The sequence below is a fragment of the Hyphomicrobium sp. DMF-1 genome, assembly GCF_027886585.1.
Taxonomy (GTDB): Bacteria; Pseudomonadota; Alphaproteobacteria; order Rhizobiales; family Hyphomicrobiaceae; genus Hyphomicrobium_C; species Hyphomicrobium_C zavarzinii.
Genome location: NZ_CP115706.1, coordinates 3,029,752 through 3,046,502 on the forward strand (window position 1 = coordinate 3,029,752; position 16,751 = coordinate 3,046,502).

General features: G+C 66.0%; 12 protein-coding genes. 7 read left to right on the forward strand and 5 right to left on the reverse strand.

Annotated features, from left to right (window positions below):
• Positions 1–46: 46 nt before the first annotated feature.
• Positions 47–3,184 carry an efflux RND transporter permease subunit gene (locus tag PE058_RS13935; protein WP_271028669.1) on the reverse strand — a complete coding sequence of 1,046 codons (3,138 nt, stop codon included), beginning with the start codon at positions 3,182–3,184 and terminating at the stop codon, positions 47–49.
• 8 nt (positions 3,185–3,192) lie between these two features.
• Entirely contained in the window at positions 3,193–4,359 is a 1,167-nt protein-coding gene (locus PE058_RS13940; RefSeq protein WP_020086321.1) for an efflux RND transporter periplasmic adaptor subunit, read from the reverse strand.
• 150 nt (positions 4,360–4,509) lie between these two features.
• Here PE058_RS13940 and PE058_RS13945 point away from each other — a divergent pair, with 150 nt between their 5' ends.
• On the forward strand, positions 4,510–5,214 hold the full coding sequence (locus PE058_RS13945) for a TetR/AcrR family transcriptional regulator (RefSeq protein ID WP_271028670.1): 705 nt from the start codon (positions 4,510–4,512) through the stop codon (positions 5,212–5,214).
• 51 nt (positions 5,215–5,265) lie between these two features.
• Here PE058_RS13945 and PE058_RS13950 read toward each other — a convergent pair whose 3' ends face one another.
• The 3 genes from PE058_RS13950 to PE058_RS13960 all read right to left on the reverse strand — a co-directional run bounded on the left by PE058_RS13950 (position 5,266) and on the right by PE058_RS13960 (position 11,304).
• Complete coding sequence (locus tag PE058_RS13950) at positions 5,266–6,471, reverse strand: efflux RND transporter periplasmic adaptor subunit (RefSeq protein WP_271028671.1); 1,206 nt, start codon at positions 6,469–6,471, stop codon at positions 5,266–5,268.
• A 17-nt stretch (positions 6,472–6,488) separates the two neighbouring features.
• Positions 6,489–9,677, reverse strand: coding sequence for an efflux RND transporter permease subunit (locus tag PE058_RS13955; protein WP_271028672.1), 3,189 nt, complete (start codon positions 9,675–9,677; stop codon positions 6,489–6,491).
• 202 nt (positions 9,678–9,879) lie between these two features.
• Positions 9,880–11,304, reverse strand: a complete 1,425-nt coding sequence (locus tag PE058_RS13960) for an ATP-binding protein (RefSeq protein ID WP_271028673.1) — start codon at positions 11,302–11,304, stop codon at positions 9,880–9,882.
• 145 nt (positions 11,305–11,449) lie between these two features.
• On the opposite strand from PE058_RS13960, the gene PE058_RS13965 reads away from it, so the two are divergent.
• The 6 genes from PE058_RS13965 to PE058_RS13990 all read left to right on the forward strand — a co-directional run bounded on the left by PE058_RS13965 (position 11,450) and on the right by PE058_RS13990 (position 16,751).
• A complete protein-coding gene (locus PE058_RS13965) occupies positions 11,450–12,106 on the forward strand; it encodes a response regulator transcription factor (protein WP_271028674.1) in 657 nt (218 codons plus the stop codon).
• 150 nt (positions 12,107–12,256) lie between these two features.
• Positions 12,257–12,844 (forward strand): carboxymuconolactone decarboxylase family protein, encoded by a 588-nt coding sequence (locus PE058_RS13970; RefSeq protein ID WP_020086315.1) that lies wholly within the window; start codon positions 12,257–12,259, stop codon positions 12,842–12,844.
• Positions 12,841–13,938 carry an acyl-CoA dehydrogenase family protein gene (locus PE058_RS13975; protein ID WP_271028675.1) on the forward strand — a complete coding sequence of 366 codons (1,098 nt, stop codon included), beginning with the start codon at positions 12,841–12,843 and terminating at the stop codon, positions 13,936–13,938. Before PE058_RS13970 ends, PE058_RS13975 begins: the two co-directional genes overlap by 4 nt.
• Complete coding sequence (locus tag PE058_RS13980) at positions 13,935–14,717, forward strand: ABC transporter ATP-binding protein (RefSeq protein WP_271028676.1); 783 nt, start codon at positions 13,935–13,937, stop codon at positions 14,715–14,717. Before PE058_RS13975 ends, PE058_RS13980 begins: the two co-directional genes overlap by 4 nt.
• 25 nt (positions 14,718–14,742) lie before the next feature.
• A complete protein-coding gene (locus PE058_RS13985; RefSeq protein ID WP_271028677.1) occupies positions 14,743–15,927 on the forward strand; it encodes an ABC transporter substrate-binding protein in 1,185 nt (394 codons plus the stop codon).
• Positions 15,924–16,751, forward strand: coding sequence for an ABC transporter permease (locus tag PE058_RS13990; RefSeq protein WP_271028678.1), 828 nt, complete (start codon positions 15,924–15,926; stop codon positions 16,749–16,751). The genes PE058_RS13985 and PE058_RS13990 overlap by 4 nt, the downstream gene beginning before the upstream one ends.

Genomic DNA, 16,751 nt, shown 5'->3' on the forward strand with positions numbered 1-16,751 from the left:
TGACACGGAACAAACGTGCGCCTGTACGCCCCCTCCTTCGGGAGCGTCAGGCGCCCGGAGCCGGATCCTCTGCCTCCTTGGCTTGCCGCGAGCGGCCTTCCACGAGGCGCTGGAATACGACGTACAGCATCGGGATCAGGAAGATGCCGAAAATGGCCGCCGCGAGCATACCGGCGAGCACCGGCACGCCGACCGCGATCATGCTGTCGGCGCCGGGGCCGTTGGCGATCACCAGGGGCACGAGTCCCATGATGAAGGCGAAGCTCGTCATCATCACCGGACGGAAGCGCAGCCGTGCGCCGTCTATGGCGGATTCGAGCAGCGTGTCGCCCGCCGCGCGCCTCTCGATGGAGAAGGCGACGATCAGGATCGCGTTCTTCGCAGCAAGCGCGATGAGCACGACGAGGCCAATCTGCGCATAGAGCGTGAAGCTCATGCCCAGAACCCACAGCGCTCCCATCGCACCCAGGATGGACACGATGACCGATAACAGCACGGGCACCGGCACCATCCAGCTCTCGTACAGCGCGACGAGGAAGAGATAGGCAAAGACCAGCGCGAGACCGAGCACGATGGTGGTCTGCCCGGCGGACTCGATCTGCTCACGCGCCTGCCCCGTCCACTCGTAGGCGTAGCCCGCGGGCAGCGTGGTCTTCGATACGTCCTGCATCGCGTCGATGGCTTCGCCAGGTCCACGTCCGGGGCCGGGGCTGCCGTTGATCGAGATGGCGCGATAGTTGTTGTAGCGGGTGAGCGTGCGCGGTCCGACGTCGAGTTGCACATCCGCGATGCTCGACATTGGCGTCATCTCGCCCGCGGCGTTCTTCACGTAGATCGCGGAGATGTCGGTGATCGAGCTGCGGTATTTGGTTTCCGCCAGCATCCGCACCGTCCACGTGCGGCCGTAGAGGTTGAAGTCGTTGACGTAGTAGCCGCCAAGCGTCGCCTGGAGCGCGGCGAACACGTCGGAGAGCGTGATGTTCAACGTGCGCGTCTTGTCGCGATCGATGTCGAGGCGGATCTGAGGTGTCTCGGCTTCGAAGGTCGAGAACACGGCCGCCAGCTCGGGCCGCTGATTGGCCGCCACCGTCAGGGCGCGCATGACGGCGGCCATGTCGGCGGGGCTCTGGCCCTGCAGCGCCTCGAGCACGTACTCGAAGCCGCCCACCTGCCCGAGACCGGAGATCGAGGGTGGGTTGAGGGCGATCAGATTGCCGTCCGGAATGCCGGCGAGGGCACCCGTGAGCCTGCGCGCGACGACGGTCGAGTGCATGTCGCGGGCCGTTCGCTGCTCATAGGGCTTCAAGCGGATGAACATCACGCCACCGTTCGAGGCCGAGCCGCCGCCGAGGAAGTCGAGGCCGAGAATGGTCGTCACGGCGTCGACGGCGGGTTCCTTCTCGATGATGGCGGCCGCCTTGGCAGCCGCATCCGACGTGCGGTTGAGGGACGCGCCCGCCGGAAGGTTCAGAACGGCGATGACAAAGCCCTTGTCCTCGTCCGGCAGGAAGCCCGACGGGGTCTTGGAGAAGATGAAGTAGGTGGCGCCTGCGATGAGGCCCAGCGCGATGATGCTTGCCGAGGCCACAGCAACGAGCCGGCGCACCACGCTGGCGTATCCGTCGGCCACGGAATCTATGGCGGCCGTGACGCGCTTCATGAGGCCGACGGGATGCCCCGGCCGCAGCAGCAAGGTGCAGAGTGCCGGAGACAATGTGAGCGCGTTGATGGCGGAGATCACCATCGCGGCGGAAATGGTGATGGCGAACTGACGGAACAACACGCCGGAGGAGCCGGGCAGGAACGCCACGGGCACGAACACCGAGAGGAGCACGAGCGTGATCGCGATCACAGGCCCCGCGATTTCCGACATGGCCTTTCGGGTGGCGTCCGCGGGTGAAAGATGCGGCTCCTCGTGCATCACGCGCTCGACGTTCTCGACCACGATGATGGCGTCGTCCACGACGATGCCGATGGCGAGCACGAGGGCCAGCAGCGAGATGGTGTTGGCGGAATAGCCCATCGCATAGAGCACCGCCAGGGCACCGATGATGGCTACTGGCACGGCGATGAGCGGGATCAAGGTGGGGCGCAATCGGCCGAGGAACACGAAGACGACGATGGCCACCAGCAAGAAGGCTTCGATCAGCGTGTGGATGACCTTCTCGATCATCGCGGAGACGAAGTCGGCCGTGTTGTAGACGTAAGCGAACTCGACGCCGGGCGGGAACCTGTCCCGCAGCTCATCGAGACGCTTCGATACCGCGGTCGCCACGTTGACGGCGTTCGCGCCGGGAGAAAGATAGATGCCGACTGGCGCGGCAGGCTTGCCCTGATACTTCGCCTCGCTGTCGAACGTCGCGCCTTCGATGTCGACGCGGGCCACATCGCGCACGCGCACGAACGAGCCGTCGCCCGTCGCGCGCACGATGATGTCGCCGAACTCTTCAGGCGTGGACAAACGGCCCTTGGTGGTGACGGTGAGCTGGAGGCGCTGGTCCGGAGACAATGGCGCTGCGCCGATGCGCCCGGCTGCTGCCTGGACGTTCTGCGATTGCACGGCGGCGATCACGTCCTGGGTCGAGAGCCCGAAGTTCGCGAGCTTGCCGGGATCGATCCAGATGCGCATCGAGTAATCGCGCGCACCGAAGATCGACGCGTCGCCGACGCCCGGCACGCGCTTCAGCTCATCGAGAATGTTGAGCGTGACGAAGTTCGAGAGAAACAGTCCGTCCTTGTCGCCTTCGGGCGAGTAGAACAGGAAAACCTGCAAAAGATCGGTCGAGACCTTCGAGATCGTGAGGCCCGTTCGCCTCACCTCCTCCGGTAGCTTGGCGGTGGCGAGGTTGGCCCGGTTCTGCACGTTGACCGTATCGATATCGGGGTCCGTGCCGAGCAGGAAGGAGACGGTGAGCGAGTAGGATCCGTCATTGGCGGAGGTGGACTTCATGTAGCGCATGCCAGTGACGCCATTGATGGCGTTCTCCAGAGGCTGCGCGATGCTCTCCTCCACCGTCTTCGCATCAGCACCCGCGTAGGAGGCGCTGACGCGGACGGTCGGCGGAGCGATCTCGGGATACTGGGCGACCGGGATGACGCCCATGGCGATCACGCCCGCAAGGGTCAGCACGATGGAAATGACCATCGCAAGACGCGGGCGGCGGATGAAGACATCGAAGATCATGGCGCCGCCTAGTTTCCGGGCTGTTCGAGGCCACCGGCCTGGAATTCGCTGGGTTCCACTACGATACCGGGACGAACCTTCTGATGGCCGCTGATGATGACGCGATCACCTTCGGCAAGGCCCTTCGTCACGATGATGCGCGGGCCGCGCTGCTCTCCGACCTCGATGCGGCGGATCTCGACCTTGTTCTCCGGAGTGACCGCCAGAACATAGGCCCCCTGCTGATCGAGCATGATCGCGGACTGGGAGACCATCAGCTTGTGGTCGGGGTTCTTGGAGACCACGTTCACGCCGACGATCTGCTGATCCACCAGAAGGCGGTCCGGATTGGGGAACTCCGCCCGCACCGTCACCGTATCCGTGCCCGCGTTGCTCTCGACCTCGGAGAACTTGATCACGCCGTCGTGGTCGTAAGCCGTGCCGTCCGGCATCTTGAGGCGTACGACAACATCCGCAGCGGTGAGCTTTTCCTTCCGCACGATCAGCAGTACGCGCTGCGGCACGGGAAACGCCACGTACATGGGATCCTGGCGCACGACCGTGACGAGCGGATTGCTGCTCGGCCCCACGTACTCTCCGACCGAGTAGGTCGCCCGGCCGGTGCGGCCGTCCATGGGCGCGCGGATCTCGGTGTAGCTGAGATCGAGCTGGGCCTTGGTCAGCGCCGCCTCCTGGGCCTGCACGTTGGCGCGGGCCTGGGATAGCTTCGAGGTCGCTTCGTCGAGCGTGGACAGTGAGGACGTGCCACGATCGGCCAGCTCCTTGGTGCGTGCGAAGGTGGCCTGCGCCAATTCGAGACCGGCCTGCGCACTCGCGAGGTTGGCCTTCGCTGCGTCGAGAGCGGCTTCATAGGGTGCGCGTTCAAGTGTGAAGAGCGTCTGGTCGCGCTTGACCTCCTTGCCCTCCTCGAAGCCCCGCTTGTCGAGGAAGCCATCGACGCGCGCACGGATCGCCACCTTATCGATGGCCTGCACGCGTCCGATGTAGGTGCTCTGGTCCGCCACGTCGTAATTTCGCACCGTCTCGACCACGACGCTCGGCGCAGGCTGGGCGCCGCCGGGCGGGGCCTGGGCGAAAGAGGCGCCTGCACTCAAAGCGGCAGCGGCGGCGACACCCCACCCTAACAGCGTGCGCCCGATCGGGCGGAGGAGGCCGGCAACATCATGAGCCATCATTCGCAAAGCCTATCGTTTCAAACAATGACACTGGTCTGACAAAACGCCCGGGAAGGCAGGGATGACAGTATCCTAGAAAGCGCACGCACTGAGACGGATTGCGAAGCCCCACCATATCCGCTATGTTTTTAGAAACGGAAACGTTTCCTAATGTCAAGCCTTTTGAACCGAGCCCCGGACACACACGCCTCCACGCCCAAGCGGCGGGGACGGCCTCCCGCGCTGTCGCTCGACGCGCGCCGCCGCCTGATCCTCGAAGCGGCCGAGGAGGTTTTCTTTGCCTCGGGCTACGGCGCGGCGAGCATGGAGGAGATCGCGCGTGTCGCGGGCATGTCGAAGAAGACGGTCTATGGGCTCTACCCGGACAAGCGGCAGATGTTCGGAGCTCTGATCACGGACGGCAGCGCGTTTCTCGAGAGCGATGCGGTCACGACGGACGAGCCCGATGAGATCGTGGCCGAGTTGCGCCGGCGCCTGCTCAAGCTCGCCGAATATGCCCTGCTACCGCGCCAGATCGAGATCACGCGCCTCGTGATCTCGGAAGCGCGTCATTGGCCGGAGCTGGCCGACGAGTTTCACGCGCGCGGCATGACCCGCGGCTTGAGCTACATCTCCGAATGCCTCGCGCGTCTGAAAGTTGCGAAGCCGGATGCCGCGATCGCCAACGTCACTCAGACGGCAACCGCGCTCTGCGGAGCCGTCATCGGCGACTTTCACCTCAGGGCCTTGTTCGAGAAAAAGCGGCCCCTTCGCCGCGGCAAGCTCATGGCGCAGGTGGATCTCGCGATCAGGATCGTGCTGCCGCGGGTCGCGGATGCAGCGCCCGGCGGCGGGCGGCACAAGCGCCCAGCCTGAGCCCCTCCTCTCGCGTCTCCTCCTTGGCCGCACATCTCACTCGGCGGCCGGTCACTTGGCGGCCGGAGCGGCCCGCGCCGTCGGCGTGACGATCTCCACCTGATCCCCCGCGCGGAGCAGCGCATTGGGGCTCACGATCACCCGGTCCTCGACCGTGAGGCCCGACGCGATGACGACGCGCTCGCCAAGATCGCGCGAGACGGCAACAGGCTTCAGCCGGACGCGATCCTCGGCGTCCACGATGGCGACCATCTGGCGGCCCTCCCGCGTGACAAGCGTGTTGGTGGGGACCGTGACGGCGCCTTCGGCGGCGCCGAGATCGATGGAGACCTGGCCGCTCAACCCTGCGGGAATGCGATTGCCGGGGTTCGGCATCAGAAGCTCGGCGCGCATGGTGCTCGACGTCTGATCGATGAGGCCGGATGCGCGCACGACGCGCGCGCTGAATGTCTGATCCGGTAATTCCGCGAACGATACCCTCGCCTGCGCGCCGGGCTCGACCTTCAGCGCGTAAGACTGCGGCACGTCGATCTCGATGCGAAGCTCGTTCAGGCGGCCGATGCGGAGCAGATAGCTGCCCTCGCCCGCCGCCGCCGACGTGACCTTGTCTCCGCGCTCGACCTGCCGCGCCACAACCGTCCCGGCAAAGGGAGCGCGGATGGTCTGGAAGCTCTGCACCTCTTCGAGCCGCTTCACCTCGGCGAGGGCGGCGGCGAGATCCGCGTCGGCGGACATCTTGGTCGCGCGGCGCTCGTCCACGGTCTGCTCGGAGACATGCCCTTTTCCGACAAGGCTTTCGGCACGGTCGAGGGTGGCGCGTGCGAGCTCGAGCCGGGCCTTCATCTGATCGGCGGAGGCGCGCGCCCGCAGCAGCTCCTGCTCAACCTCGGGCGCCTCGATGACGACGAGCACGTCTCCTTCCTTCACGTGGTCGCCGATGTCCACGTGCCGCTCGGCGACGACGCCGGTTGCGCGCGACGAGATGAGCGCCTGCTCGGCCGGCGCAGTGCGGCCCGCGAGCGTCAGCGTCGAGCCTCCCTTGGCTGCCTCCGGTCGCACGACGCGGACCGACCGCAGCGTCACCTTCTTTTCCTTTTCGGGAGCGGCTTCCGCCACGGCCTTCTCCGTCCGCAGGCCGAGTGTCTTCAGGCCCTGGCTGAAAAGTGCGCCGCTATCCTTCTGCGTGGCGAGCCAGACGCCTCCGCCTACGATCGTCCCGATGGCGAGGTTCGACACAAGGATGGTTCTGAGGCTCATTCACGGTGCTCCGTCGTTCACTCGGCCGGGGCGTGAGCGCCCGCGGGGGCGGCTTGCACGGCGGGTTCGGGTTTCGCTTTGCGCCGGCCTAACCCGGCCAGCGTCGAGAGAAGGAACGGCACGAACGTCAGCGTCGCGCAGGTGCCGAAAACGAGACCGCCGACGACAGCGCGTCCCAGCGGCGCGTTCTGCTCGCCGCCTTCGCCATGCCCCAGCGCCATCGGCAGGATGCCGACGATCATCGCCGTGGCGGTCATCAGAACCGGGCGCAATCGCGTGCCCGCCGCGTCGACGGCGGCTTCGGCGGGTGTTGCGCCTTCGAGCAGACGGTCGCGCGCGAAACTCGTGACCAGCACGCTGTTGGCGGTCGAGACGCCGATCACCATGATGAGGCCGGTGAGAGCGGGAACCGACAGCGGCGTTCCGGTGACGAAGAGCGCGAACATGGCGCCCGAGATTGCGACCGGCAGACCGCCCATGGCGATGAACGGCATCATCCACGACTGGAAATTGACGACCATGACGAGATAGACGAAAACCGCAGCCATCATCAGGCCGCCGAGCATCTCGGAATAGGCCTGGTCCATGGACTGAGCCTGGCCGGCGACCTCGATGCGGTTGGCGGGCTTCAGGCGGGGGCGAAGCTGGTCGATCGCCGCCGTCACGTCCGCATACACGCCGCCGAGATCGCGCCCCTGAACGTTGGCGAGAATGGTCGTCGTCGGTTGCAGCGTGGTGCGGTCGATGTTAGCCGGAATGTTTCGAAGCTGAAGCGAGGCGAACGAGCGTAGCGTCACCGGCTGGCCGCCTGCCGCCGGGCGCACGGGGGTGTTCAGCAACTGTTCGAGCGACGTGAGGTTCGAGGGCGGGGCTACCACCTGCACCGTGTACGACGTTCCCTGCGAGGGATCGACCCAGAAGCTCGGCGACACGGTTCCGGACGCCCCCAACGCGGCGAGCAGCGCGGTTGCGGCGTCCTGTGGTGTGACGCCGATCTGGAGCGCGCGCACGCGGTCGATCTCGAGGTAGTAGGACGGCAGATCCCTCACCTGGCGCATGGCAATGTCCACCGCCCCGGGGATCTCGCGCATTCGGGCCATCAGATCGCGCGCGATCTCGGCGTTGCCGAGGACGTCGCGACCGATGAGCCGCACTTCAATCGCCGTCTGCGCGGCGCCCGCGAGGGTTTGCGAGGTCGCGTCGGCAGGCCGGAAGTAGACGGTGAGCGCGGGAAACTTCTCACGCAGCATATCGCGGATCTTCACGATGTAGAGCGCGGTCGGCGCGTGCTTGTCGGCCAATTGCACGAGGATCTCGCCGTCGAACGATCCGATGACGCCGCTCTCGATCCAGGCGAGGTTGATGGGCTCGGGGCTTCCGATGTTCTCGGCGATGAAGCCCACCTCGTCGGGCGGGATGACGTTGCGGATCTCGCGCTGCACGTCGGCGAAGGTGCTCGCGGTTTCCTCGAGCCTCAATCCGGTCTGCGCGCGCACGTAGATGCGGATCATGCCGGCGTCCGTCTCGGGGAAGAACTCGCGCCCGAGCTTGGTCGCGGACACCGCACCGAGACCCAGCGCGAACACCAGTCCGGCGATGGGAATGATCTTCCACTCGAGTTGTAGCTTCGCGAGACCGGCGACGAGCCTTTCGAGAAAGCCGAGCAAACGGTCGACGCCTGCCGCAAAGCGGCCGAACAGCCCCTTGCCGTGGCTTCCATGCCCCGACGACGAGGAGAGCATCAGCGTCGCCAGCGTCGGCACGAGCGTGCGGGAGAGGATGTAGGAGGCGACCATCGCGAACACGACGGAGAGCGCCAGCGGAACGAAGACGAACGCGGCCGTCCCGGTGAGCAGAAACAACGGCGAAAACACGATGCAGATCGCAAGCGTCGAGACGAACTCGGGAAAGGCGACCTCGCTCGCGCTTTTCAGGACCGCCTCGTTCAACGGATGGCCGAGATCGAGATTGCGGTTGATGTTCTCGATCTCGACGAGCGCGTTGTCGACCAGGATGCCGATCGCGAGCATCAGCCCGCCGAGCGTCATCAGGTTGAATGTGTTTCCGGTGGCGGCGAGACCTGCGATCGACGCCAGAAGGGCAAGCGGAATCGAGGTCAGCACGATCAACGACGAGCGCCAGCTTCCGAGGAAGACGAGCACGACGAAGGCGACGAGCAGTCCCACGATGATGGCCTCGACCATCACGTTATTGATGGCGCTGGTGACGAACACCGACTGGTCGAACACCGGGGCGATGGTGATCCCCTCGGGCGCGGCCGCCTGCAGCTCGGGCATGCGCGCCTTGATCTGATTGATGATGTCGAGGGTCGAGGCGTTGCCGAGCTTCAGGATCGAGACAATCACCGCGTTCTGGCCGTTCAGGCGCGCGATGTTGCTCTGGACGGCCTGCCCGTCGCGGACGCTCGCCACTTCCGACACACGGATCACGCGCCCGTCCACCGAGCGCAGCGGCAGGTCGGCGAAGGCCGCGACCGTCTCGGGGCTCGCGTTGGTCGTGATGGCGATCTCGCGCGTGCCGACGCGCAAGGCGCCGGACGGCAGCGTGAGGTTCTGCGTGGCGGTTGCGCGCGCGATGTCGCTCGCGGAGATGCCGTAGGCCTGGAGCGCTTCGGGCTTGAGGTCGATCATGACCTGGCGGGACGCGCCGCCATAAGGGAGAGAGAGGCGGATGCCGCGGATCGACTGAATCTGTGCGCGGAGCTGAAGCCGGGCATAGTCATAGAGGGCGCCGTCCGTCAGCGTATCGGAGGCCAGCACGAGCTGAATGATCGGCACGCTCGACGGCACGTAGGGAACGATCAGCGGCGGGTTGGTGCCGGCGGGCATGCGCCGCAAGATCGTCTGGCTCACGGACGTCACCTGGGAGAAGGCTCCCGTCACGTCGGTGCCGGGCTGGAAGGCGACCCGGACTATGCCAACGCCGTTGATGGTCTCGGAGCGCACCTCACGCAGATTGTCGACGTTGTTCATGATGGCAAGCTCGCTGAACGAGGTGAGCTTGCTCGCCATTTCCTGCGGGTTGAGGCCCTGATAGGTCCAGATGACGTTGATGGCGGGAATGTTCACCGGGGGCAGAATGTCGGTGGACATGCCACGGCCGGACAGCGTGCCGATCAGCAGAAGCAGGATCGCCAGCACGCCGATGCTGTGGCGATGACCGACGGCATACCTGACGATCCACATGCTTGGTTCCCAATCCCCGTGAGCGGGCGTTCGCCCTTCGGCTCGTCAAACTTTCGATCGGAGCGACTGCCCTCTCTGCGGGCGTGCTCCAGCGTGAATTCGAGATCGCTTCCCACGGCCACAATCCCAGCGCCGGAGATCTAACATCTCAGATTAAGGCAAGCTTAAAGGCTCTCGCGTCCCCGGAACGCGAGGCGTTTTGTCAGACCGGCTCGATAGCCGCGCCTGCGATCTGCTCGAAATTGCGCTTCTCCTCCTGGTGCAACGTCACACGTGACACGTCGATGACAATCTCAGCACGCAGGCCCGGCGCCGGGGCTCTGTTCTGCAAGCGCAGGGCAAGGCCGTCCTTCTGCAAGGCTGTATCCGCGATCGAAAGGCCGAGCCCGCTTCCCAGCGCGCTCTTGTGGCGGCCCCTGAAGAACCTCTTCGTCACCATGCCGATCTCGTCCGCCGGGATGCCGGGGCCATCGTCCTCGATGGTGAGCAGCACCGCGCCTGCCTGCTGGGCGAGCGACCAGCACACCGGCTCGGGACCCCTGCTGTACTGGATGGCGTTCTCCGTGAGATTGCGCACGGCGGCATGGAAGGCATCCGGATTGACCCGAATGCGGCACCCAAAAAGGCGGTCATCGATGGAGGCGGGTGACGGGTTCTCTTTCGTTCGCAGATCGTCGCAGACGGCGCGAATGCGCGTGCCTGCGTCGATCCATTCCTGCGGCGACTGCGTGCCCGCCGCATCGATCTGCGCGAGCGCGAGAAGCTGGCGGGCCATCCGCGTCGTGCGGTCGGCCGAGACGAGCGCATTCTTGAGCGCGGTCTCCCTCACCGCCGGGTCCTGCGCCGCGAGCGCGACCTGAACCTGCGTGCGAAGCCCTGCGAGCGGCGTTCTCAGCTCATGGGCGGCGAAGGCGGTGACGCTGCGCTCATGCTCGCGGGCGATCACGACCTTCTCGAACAGCCCGTTCAAGGCATCGACCACGGGGCTGATCTCGCGCGGGGTATCGCCGATGTCGATGGGGTCCAGCGCGTCCGCGTTGCGCCTGGAGACGGCCTGCGTGAGACGCCGCAACGGGGCGAGGCCCTGGCGGATGGCTGCCCAGATCAGGCCACTCAACACGATGAGAACGACGACGCCGGGACCGGCGAGGCCCCACATCAACTCTCGCACGAGGCGCTCGCGATGGCTGACACTGTCGCCGACGAGCACGCGGATTCCCCGCTCGCGGTCCTCACGCGCGAAGACGCGCCAGCGCGCGCCGTTGATCTCCTGGTTCGAATAGCCGCTGCTCACGTGCGTGAGCTGCGTCATGGGCGCGGCGCTGGACTTGCCGACGAGGCGGCCGTCGATCGACCACACCTGGCAGGCGAGCTGGAAGTCCGAGATGGCGGGGTGAGCCGTCGACTGCTGATTGGGCAAGCGGAGGCCGGACACCTCCGTCGTCACCCGCACGTCGGCATTGTCGATGAGCGAACTCACCATGCGGGTCGCTTCCTCGAGGCGGGCGTCCAGCACCCGCTCGAGCTCTTTCCGGCTCCCCGAATAAATCCAAGCCATGCCAAGAGCCCACACGAGACTCGTCGCGATGAGAAGGAGCGCAAACAGGCGTGCATTCAACGAGTTCATGAGGAGACCCACATCGTGGACATACCACGCCCATTCATAGCCGATCGGAGGCCCGCAAGCTTAAGGCAGGCTTAAGAAAGTGAGCCCCTGGATTTCCTCAAGAAAACCTCCATAACTGACCCAAGACGCAGGTAAGAGGATCGATATGCGGGTTCTGGTCGTAGAGGATGACCCGGTTCTTCAGAACGGCCTGACGGTCGGCCTCGGCATCCACGGGATCACCGCGGAGGGGGTCGGCACGTGCGCGGATGCGCTGGCCGCACTCGGCACGACGACGTTCGACGGCGTGGTGCTGGACGTCATGCTGCCGGACGGATCCGGCTTCGACGTGCTGCGGGAGCTGCGCCAGCGCAACGATGCGGTGCCGGTTCTGCTGCTCACCGCGCTCGACGCCGTGGCCGACAGGATCCGGGGGCTCGACAACGGGGCGGACGACTATCTCGGCAAGCCGTTTGACCTCGACGAGGTGGCCGCGCGTCTGCGTGCGTTGCGCCGCCGGGCCGTGGGCCGCGCAACGCCGACCATCCTTTGGCAGGACATCGTGCTCGACACGGAGCGGCGGACGGCCTCCACCAACGGCGAGCCGATCAATCTCTCACGCCGCGAGTTCGCGCTGCTGCTGGCGCTCGTGGAACGGCCGGGCGTGATCCACTCCAAGGCCGATCTGGAGGCGATGCTGTACGGCTGGCAGGAGGAGATCGAGAGCAACGCGGTGGAGGTGCACATTCATCACCTGCGCGCGAAGATCGGGCGCGACCGCATCGAGACGGTTCGCGGTCTCGGCTATCGCGCCAAGGCCTGACGCCCCGGCGTAGCGCGCAAGTCTTCGTAGCTTCCTCTTACATATCAGACTTTCTGCTTTTCATTTTCGATCTTCGTATTTGCCTAGCGCTTGTGCACGCGCGACTAGTCTGCCCATCCGGACAGACAACGCTCAGCGCAAGGATCTGCTATGGCGCGACTTCCACTCCGCACCCCCGAGGACGCACCGGAGGCGGCACGCGCCGCGCTGGAGACAGCGCAAAAGAACAATGGCTATCTGCCGAACCTGCTGCGCGTTCTCGCCAACGCTCCGGTCGCGCTCGAAACCTATCTCACGGTCTCCGGCATCAATGCGCGTGCCTCGCTGTCCCTTCCCGAGCGGGAGGTGGTGCAGATCACGGCGGCGGCCACGCATGGCTGCGGGTTCTGCGTTGCCGGGCATACGGCAATCGCAACCAAGAAAGCCGGGCTCGACGCGGCGACGGTCTCGGCGCTGCGCAGCCTCTCGCCTCTCGAAGATCCGCGGCTCGAGGCCATCGCCATCTTCACCCGCGCGGTGATCGCGGGACGCGGCGCCGTTTCGGACGACGCGCTTCGAGCCTTCCGCGAGGCCGGCTTTGACGAGGCCGCGGCGCTCGAGGTGGTGCTGGGTGTCAGCCTCGCCACGCTGTGCAATTTCGCCAATAACCTCGGCCAGCCCCCCCTCAATCGCGAACTCGAGCCCTATCGCTGGGACGGCCCCGTGGCGTCCGGCACACCGGCAGCGGCCGCCGAATGAGCACACTCGAACATCTCGCGCGCCCGCCGCGTCTCGCATCCGACGTCAGCGGCTGGCTGGACCAAGCGGCGGACGGGCTCGACACCGGCCGCGAGCCAGCGGCGGGGGTGCTTCCGGCGCTGAGCCGGGCAGGCCTCGCAGCGATCGGCGTGCCGAGGGAGCTGGGAGGCGCCGGGGGGCACCTCACTGACGCGGTGGCGGCAATCGCGGACGTCTCCGAGCGCTCACTCTCCGCCGGGTTCGTGCTGTGGGGACACCGCACCTACATCGAGTACCTTCTGCAGAGCCCGAATGCGGCCCTTCGCAATCGCCTTCTTCCGGGCCTGCTCGCGGGAACGGTCGCAGGCGCAACCGGTCTTTCGAATGCGATGAAACATCTCGAAGGGTTGGAGGAGCTTTCGTTCGAAGCGCGCTCCGAAGCCGGACGGCGCCTCGTGAGCGGGAAGCTGCCGTGGGTGACGAACCTGCGCGGGGATGATTTCCACGTCGCGGTTGCCGTGGCGCAGGGGGATGCGCCGCCTTTCATTGGCTCGCTGTGGTCGCAGACGCCCGGCGTCGCTCGTTCGGCCGATCTCGATCTCATCGCGCTCCGCTCCACCAACACGGCGGCGATCACGGTCTCGAACACCGAGCTCACGCCGCAGGATGTGATCCATCCGGATGCGCGCGCCTGGCTGCCTCAAGTGCGGCCAGCGTTTCTCGGTCTCCAATGCGGCATGTCGATCGGTCTCGCGCGGCGGGCTCTCGCCGAAGCGCGGACAGCCTCGGGCGCGGGACGAAGCGTTCTCGCGGAGCCGATCTCGGACCTCTCCAACGCGCTTCTCCACCAGGAGCGCGCGCTGCTCGACGGGTTGCAGCTCGGCGTCTTCGAGACGAATGCCGCCGCGCTCTTCCGCATTCGCATCGCGCTCGCCGACCTGGTGTCCGAAGCCGTGGGGCTGGAGCTGCAGGCGAGCGGCGGACGCGCGTATCTCAGCGCGCCGGGCCAGCACTTCGCGCGCCGCTGGCGAGAATCCGCGTTCATTCCGGTCATCACGCCGAGCATCGTCCAGCTGAAGACGGCTCTTGCCCGGCATCCGGCGGTCCAGGCATGACTCAAGCGGGGCCCTCACCTCTACTCGCGGCCCGCGCGCTGTCCCTCGCCTATCCCGGGGTATCGCGGCCGGTTCTTGCCAGCTTCGACCTTTCGCTGCTGCCGGGCGAAGTGGTCACAGTTCTCGGCCCCAGCGGCGTCGGAAAATCGAGCCTGCTGCGCGTGCTGGCCGGGCTTCAGCAGCCGACGTCTGGGGTCGTTCAGATCGATGGAGCGCCTGTTCGCGATGTCCATCCCCGCGTCGCCATTGCGTTTCAGAACCCCGGACTTCTGCCCTGGCTGTCGCTCGAACGCAACGTGGCGTTCGGGCTCGATTTCAAGCACCAGCCGCATCTTTCCGCCAAAGAACGCGCGGCTCGTGTAGAGCGCGCCGTGGCAGAGGTCGGCCTCGCTCATGCACGAACGCTGCATCCTTCCGCTCTCTCCGGCGGCATGGCGCAGCGCGCTTCCCTGGCCCGCTGCCTCGCACGGCAGCCGAAGGTTCTTCTGCTCGACGAACCGTTCGGCGCGCTCGACGAGATCACGCGCGCGGAGATGCAGCAGCTCCTGCTCAAGGTGGTGCGCGACTTCGGAACGGCGGTGGTGCTCATCACCCACGACATCGACGAGGCGCTGCTCGTTTCGGATCGCATCGTGCTCATCGGCGGCTCGCCGGGGCGGGAAGCCGGACAATGGCGGATCGATCTTCCGCATCCCCGAGGTGAGCAGGTCGCGGAGCTTGGCCGGATCCGCGTCGAGATCGTGACGCGGCTGCGGCAGGCGACATCGCGGCTCAACTGACTGGATCTGACTGGAGGGACCACACATGAACGAAGACTTCTTCTCGCGCCGCGACATCGTCAAACTGTCAGCGCTGCTCACCGCCGGCGGCGCGCTGCCGTTCCTCGATGCGTTCAAAGCCCGCGCGCAGGCTCCGGACGAGCCGGTGAAAATCGGCTACCTGCCCATTACCGACGCGACCCCGCTGCTCGTCGCCCATGCCAACGGCCTGTTCGAGGCGGAAGGGATCAAGGCGGAAAAGCCCGTTCTGCTGCGGAGCTGGGCGCAGCTCGTCGAGGCCTTCATCTCGGGACAGGTCAACGTCGTTCACGTGCTGTCGCCGATCGCCGTTTGGGCGCGTTACGGCAGCAAAGTGCCCGCCAAGGTCGTCGCCTGGAACCATACGTCGGGCTCGGCGCTCACGGTCGGCAAGGACATCGGCTCGGTGAAGGATCTCGGCGGCAAGACCGTCGCCATTCCGTTCTGGTACTCGATCCACAACATCGTGCTGCAGGAGCTTCTGCGGGCGAACGGGCTCACGCCGGTCACGAAGAAGACGGACGTCGCGCCCAATGAGGTCAACCTCGTCATCCTTGCGCCACCGGACATGGTGCCGGCGCTTTCGGCCAAGCAGATCGCAGGCTACATCGTGGCCGAGCCGTTCAACGCCGCCGGCGAGACGCTCGGCGTCGGCAAGGTTCTGCGCTTCACGGGCGACGTGTGGAAGGATCATGCGTGCTGCGTCGTTCTCCTGCACGAGCGTGATCTCAAGGAGCGTGCCGCGTGGTCGCAGAAGGTGGTCAACGCGATCGTCAAGGCGCAGGTCTGGACGCGCGAGAACCGGGTCGAGACGGCCAAGCTTCTCTCCAAGGACGGCAGCAACAAATATACGCCGCACACCGTCGAGGTTCTGACGAAGGTGCTCGCGCCGGCAAAGACCGACATCACCGGCTACCTCGCCTCCGGCGCCATCCTTCATAAGGACTGGAACGAGCAGCGGATCGATTTTCAGCCCTATCCCTATCCGAGCTACACGGAGGAGCTGGTGCGCCTGCTCAAGAAGACGCTCATCGAAGGCGACAGGGGCTTCCTCGATGCGCTCGATCCGGCGTTCGCGGCGAAGGACCTCGTCGACGACAGCTTCGTCAAGACGGCGATCACGGCCAACGGCGGCCTCACAGCGTTCGGGCTTCCGGAGGGCTTCGAGCGCAAAGAGGTGATCGTCACGTGAGCGACATCGCAGGCGAGCTGAGAGAGAGTGAGGTCGAGACAGCCGTCTCCGCACCGCGTGCGGTGCCGGGACGCCAGGACGCGGGTCTCCTGCTTGGCCTGACGGGGCTCGGCAGCATCCTTCTGCTCTGGTGGGCGCTGATCCACTTTCTCGCGGCGCCGGGCGGATTGGGCGAGCGGTTCAGTCCGCTCGCCGCCTTCGCGAGCCTCTGCGATCTCGTCACCGGCTCCGATCTCTTTCTGCACGTGGCCGTGAGCCTGAAGCGCATTCTGGTGGCGCTCGGCTTCGCGCTGCTCATCGGCGTGCCGGTGGGGCTTCTCGTGGGGCTCAACCGAACCTTCGAAGCCGCAACCTCACCGGCATTTCAGTTCCTGCGGATGATCTCGCCGCTGTCGTGGATGCCGATCGCCGTCATGGTGCTCGGCGTCGGCGACACTCCGATCTATTTCCTGCTGACGTTCGCGGCGGTCTGGCCGATCCTGCTCAATACGGCGGCGGGCGTGCGCAACCTCGACCCCGCGTGGCTTCAGCTTTCCCGCAGCCTCGCGGCAACCCGCTGGGAGACGCTTCTCCACATCGTCATCCCCGGCGTGCTCGGCCATGTGCTCACCGGCGTGCGGCTTGCGATCGGAATCCTTTGGATCGTGCTCGTGCCGTGCGAGATGCTCGGGGTCTCTGCGGGGCTCGGCTACTTCATTCTCGATACCCGCGACCGGCTCGCTTACTCCGAGCTGATGGCGATGGTGCTCGTCATCGGCGCGCTCGGTTTCCTGCTCGATTGGACAACGCGCATGCTGCACCGGCATTGGGGACATGCGGGCTGA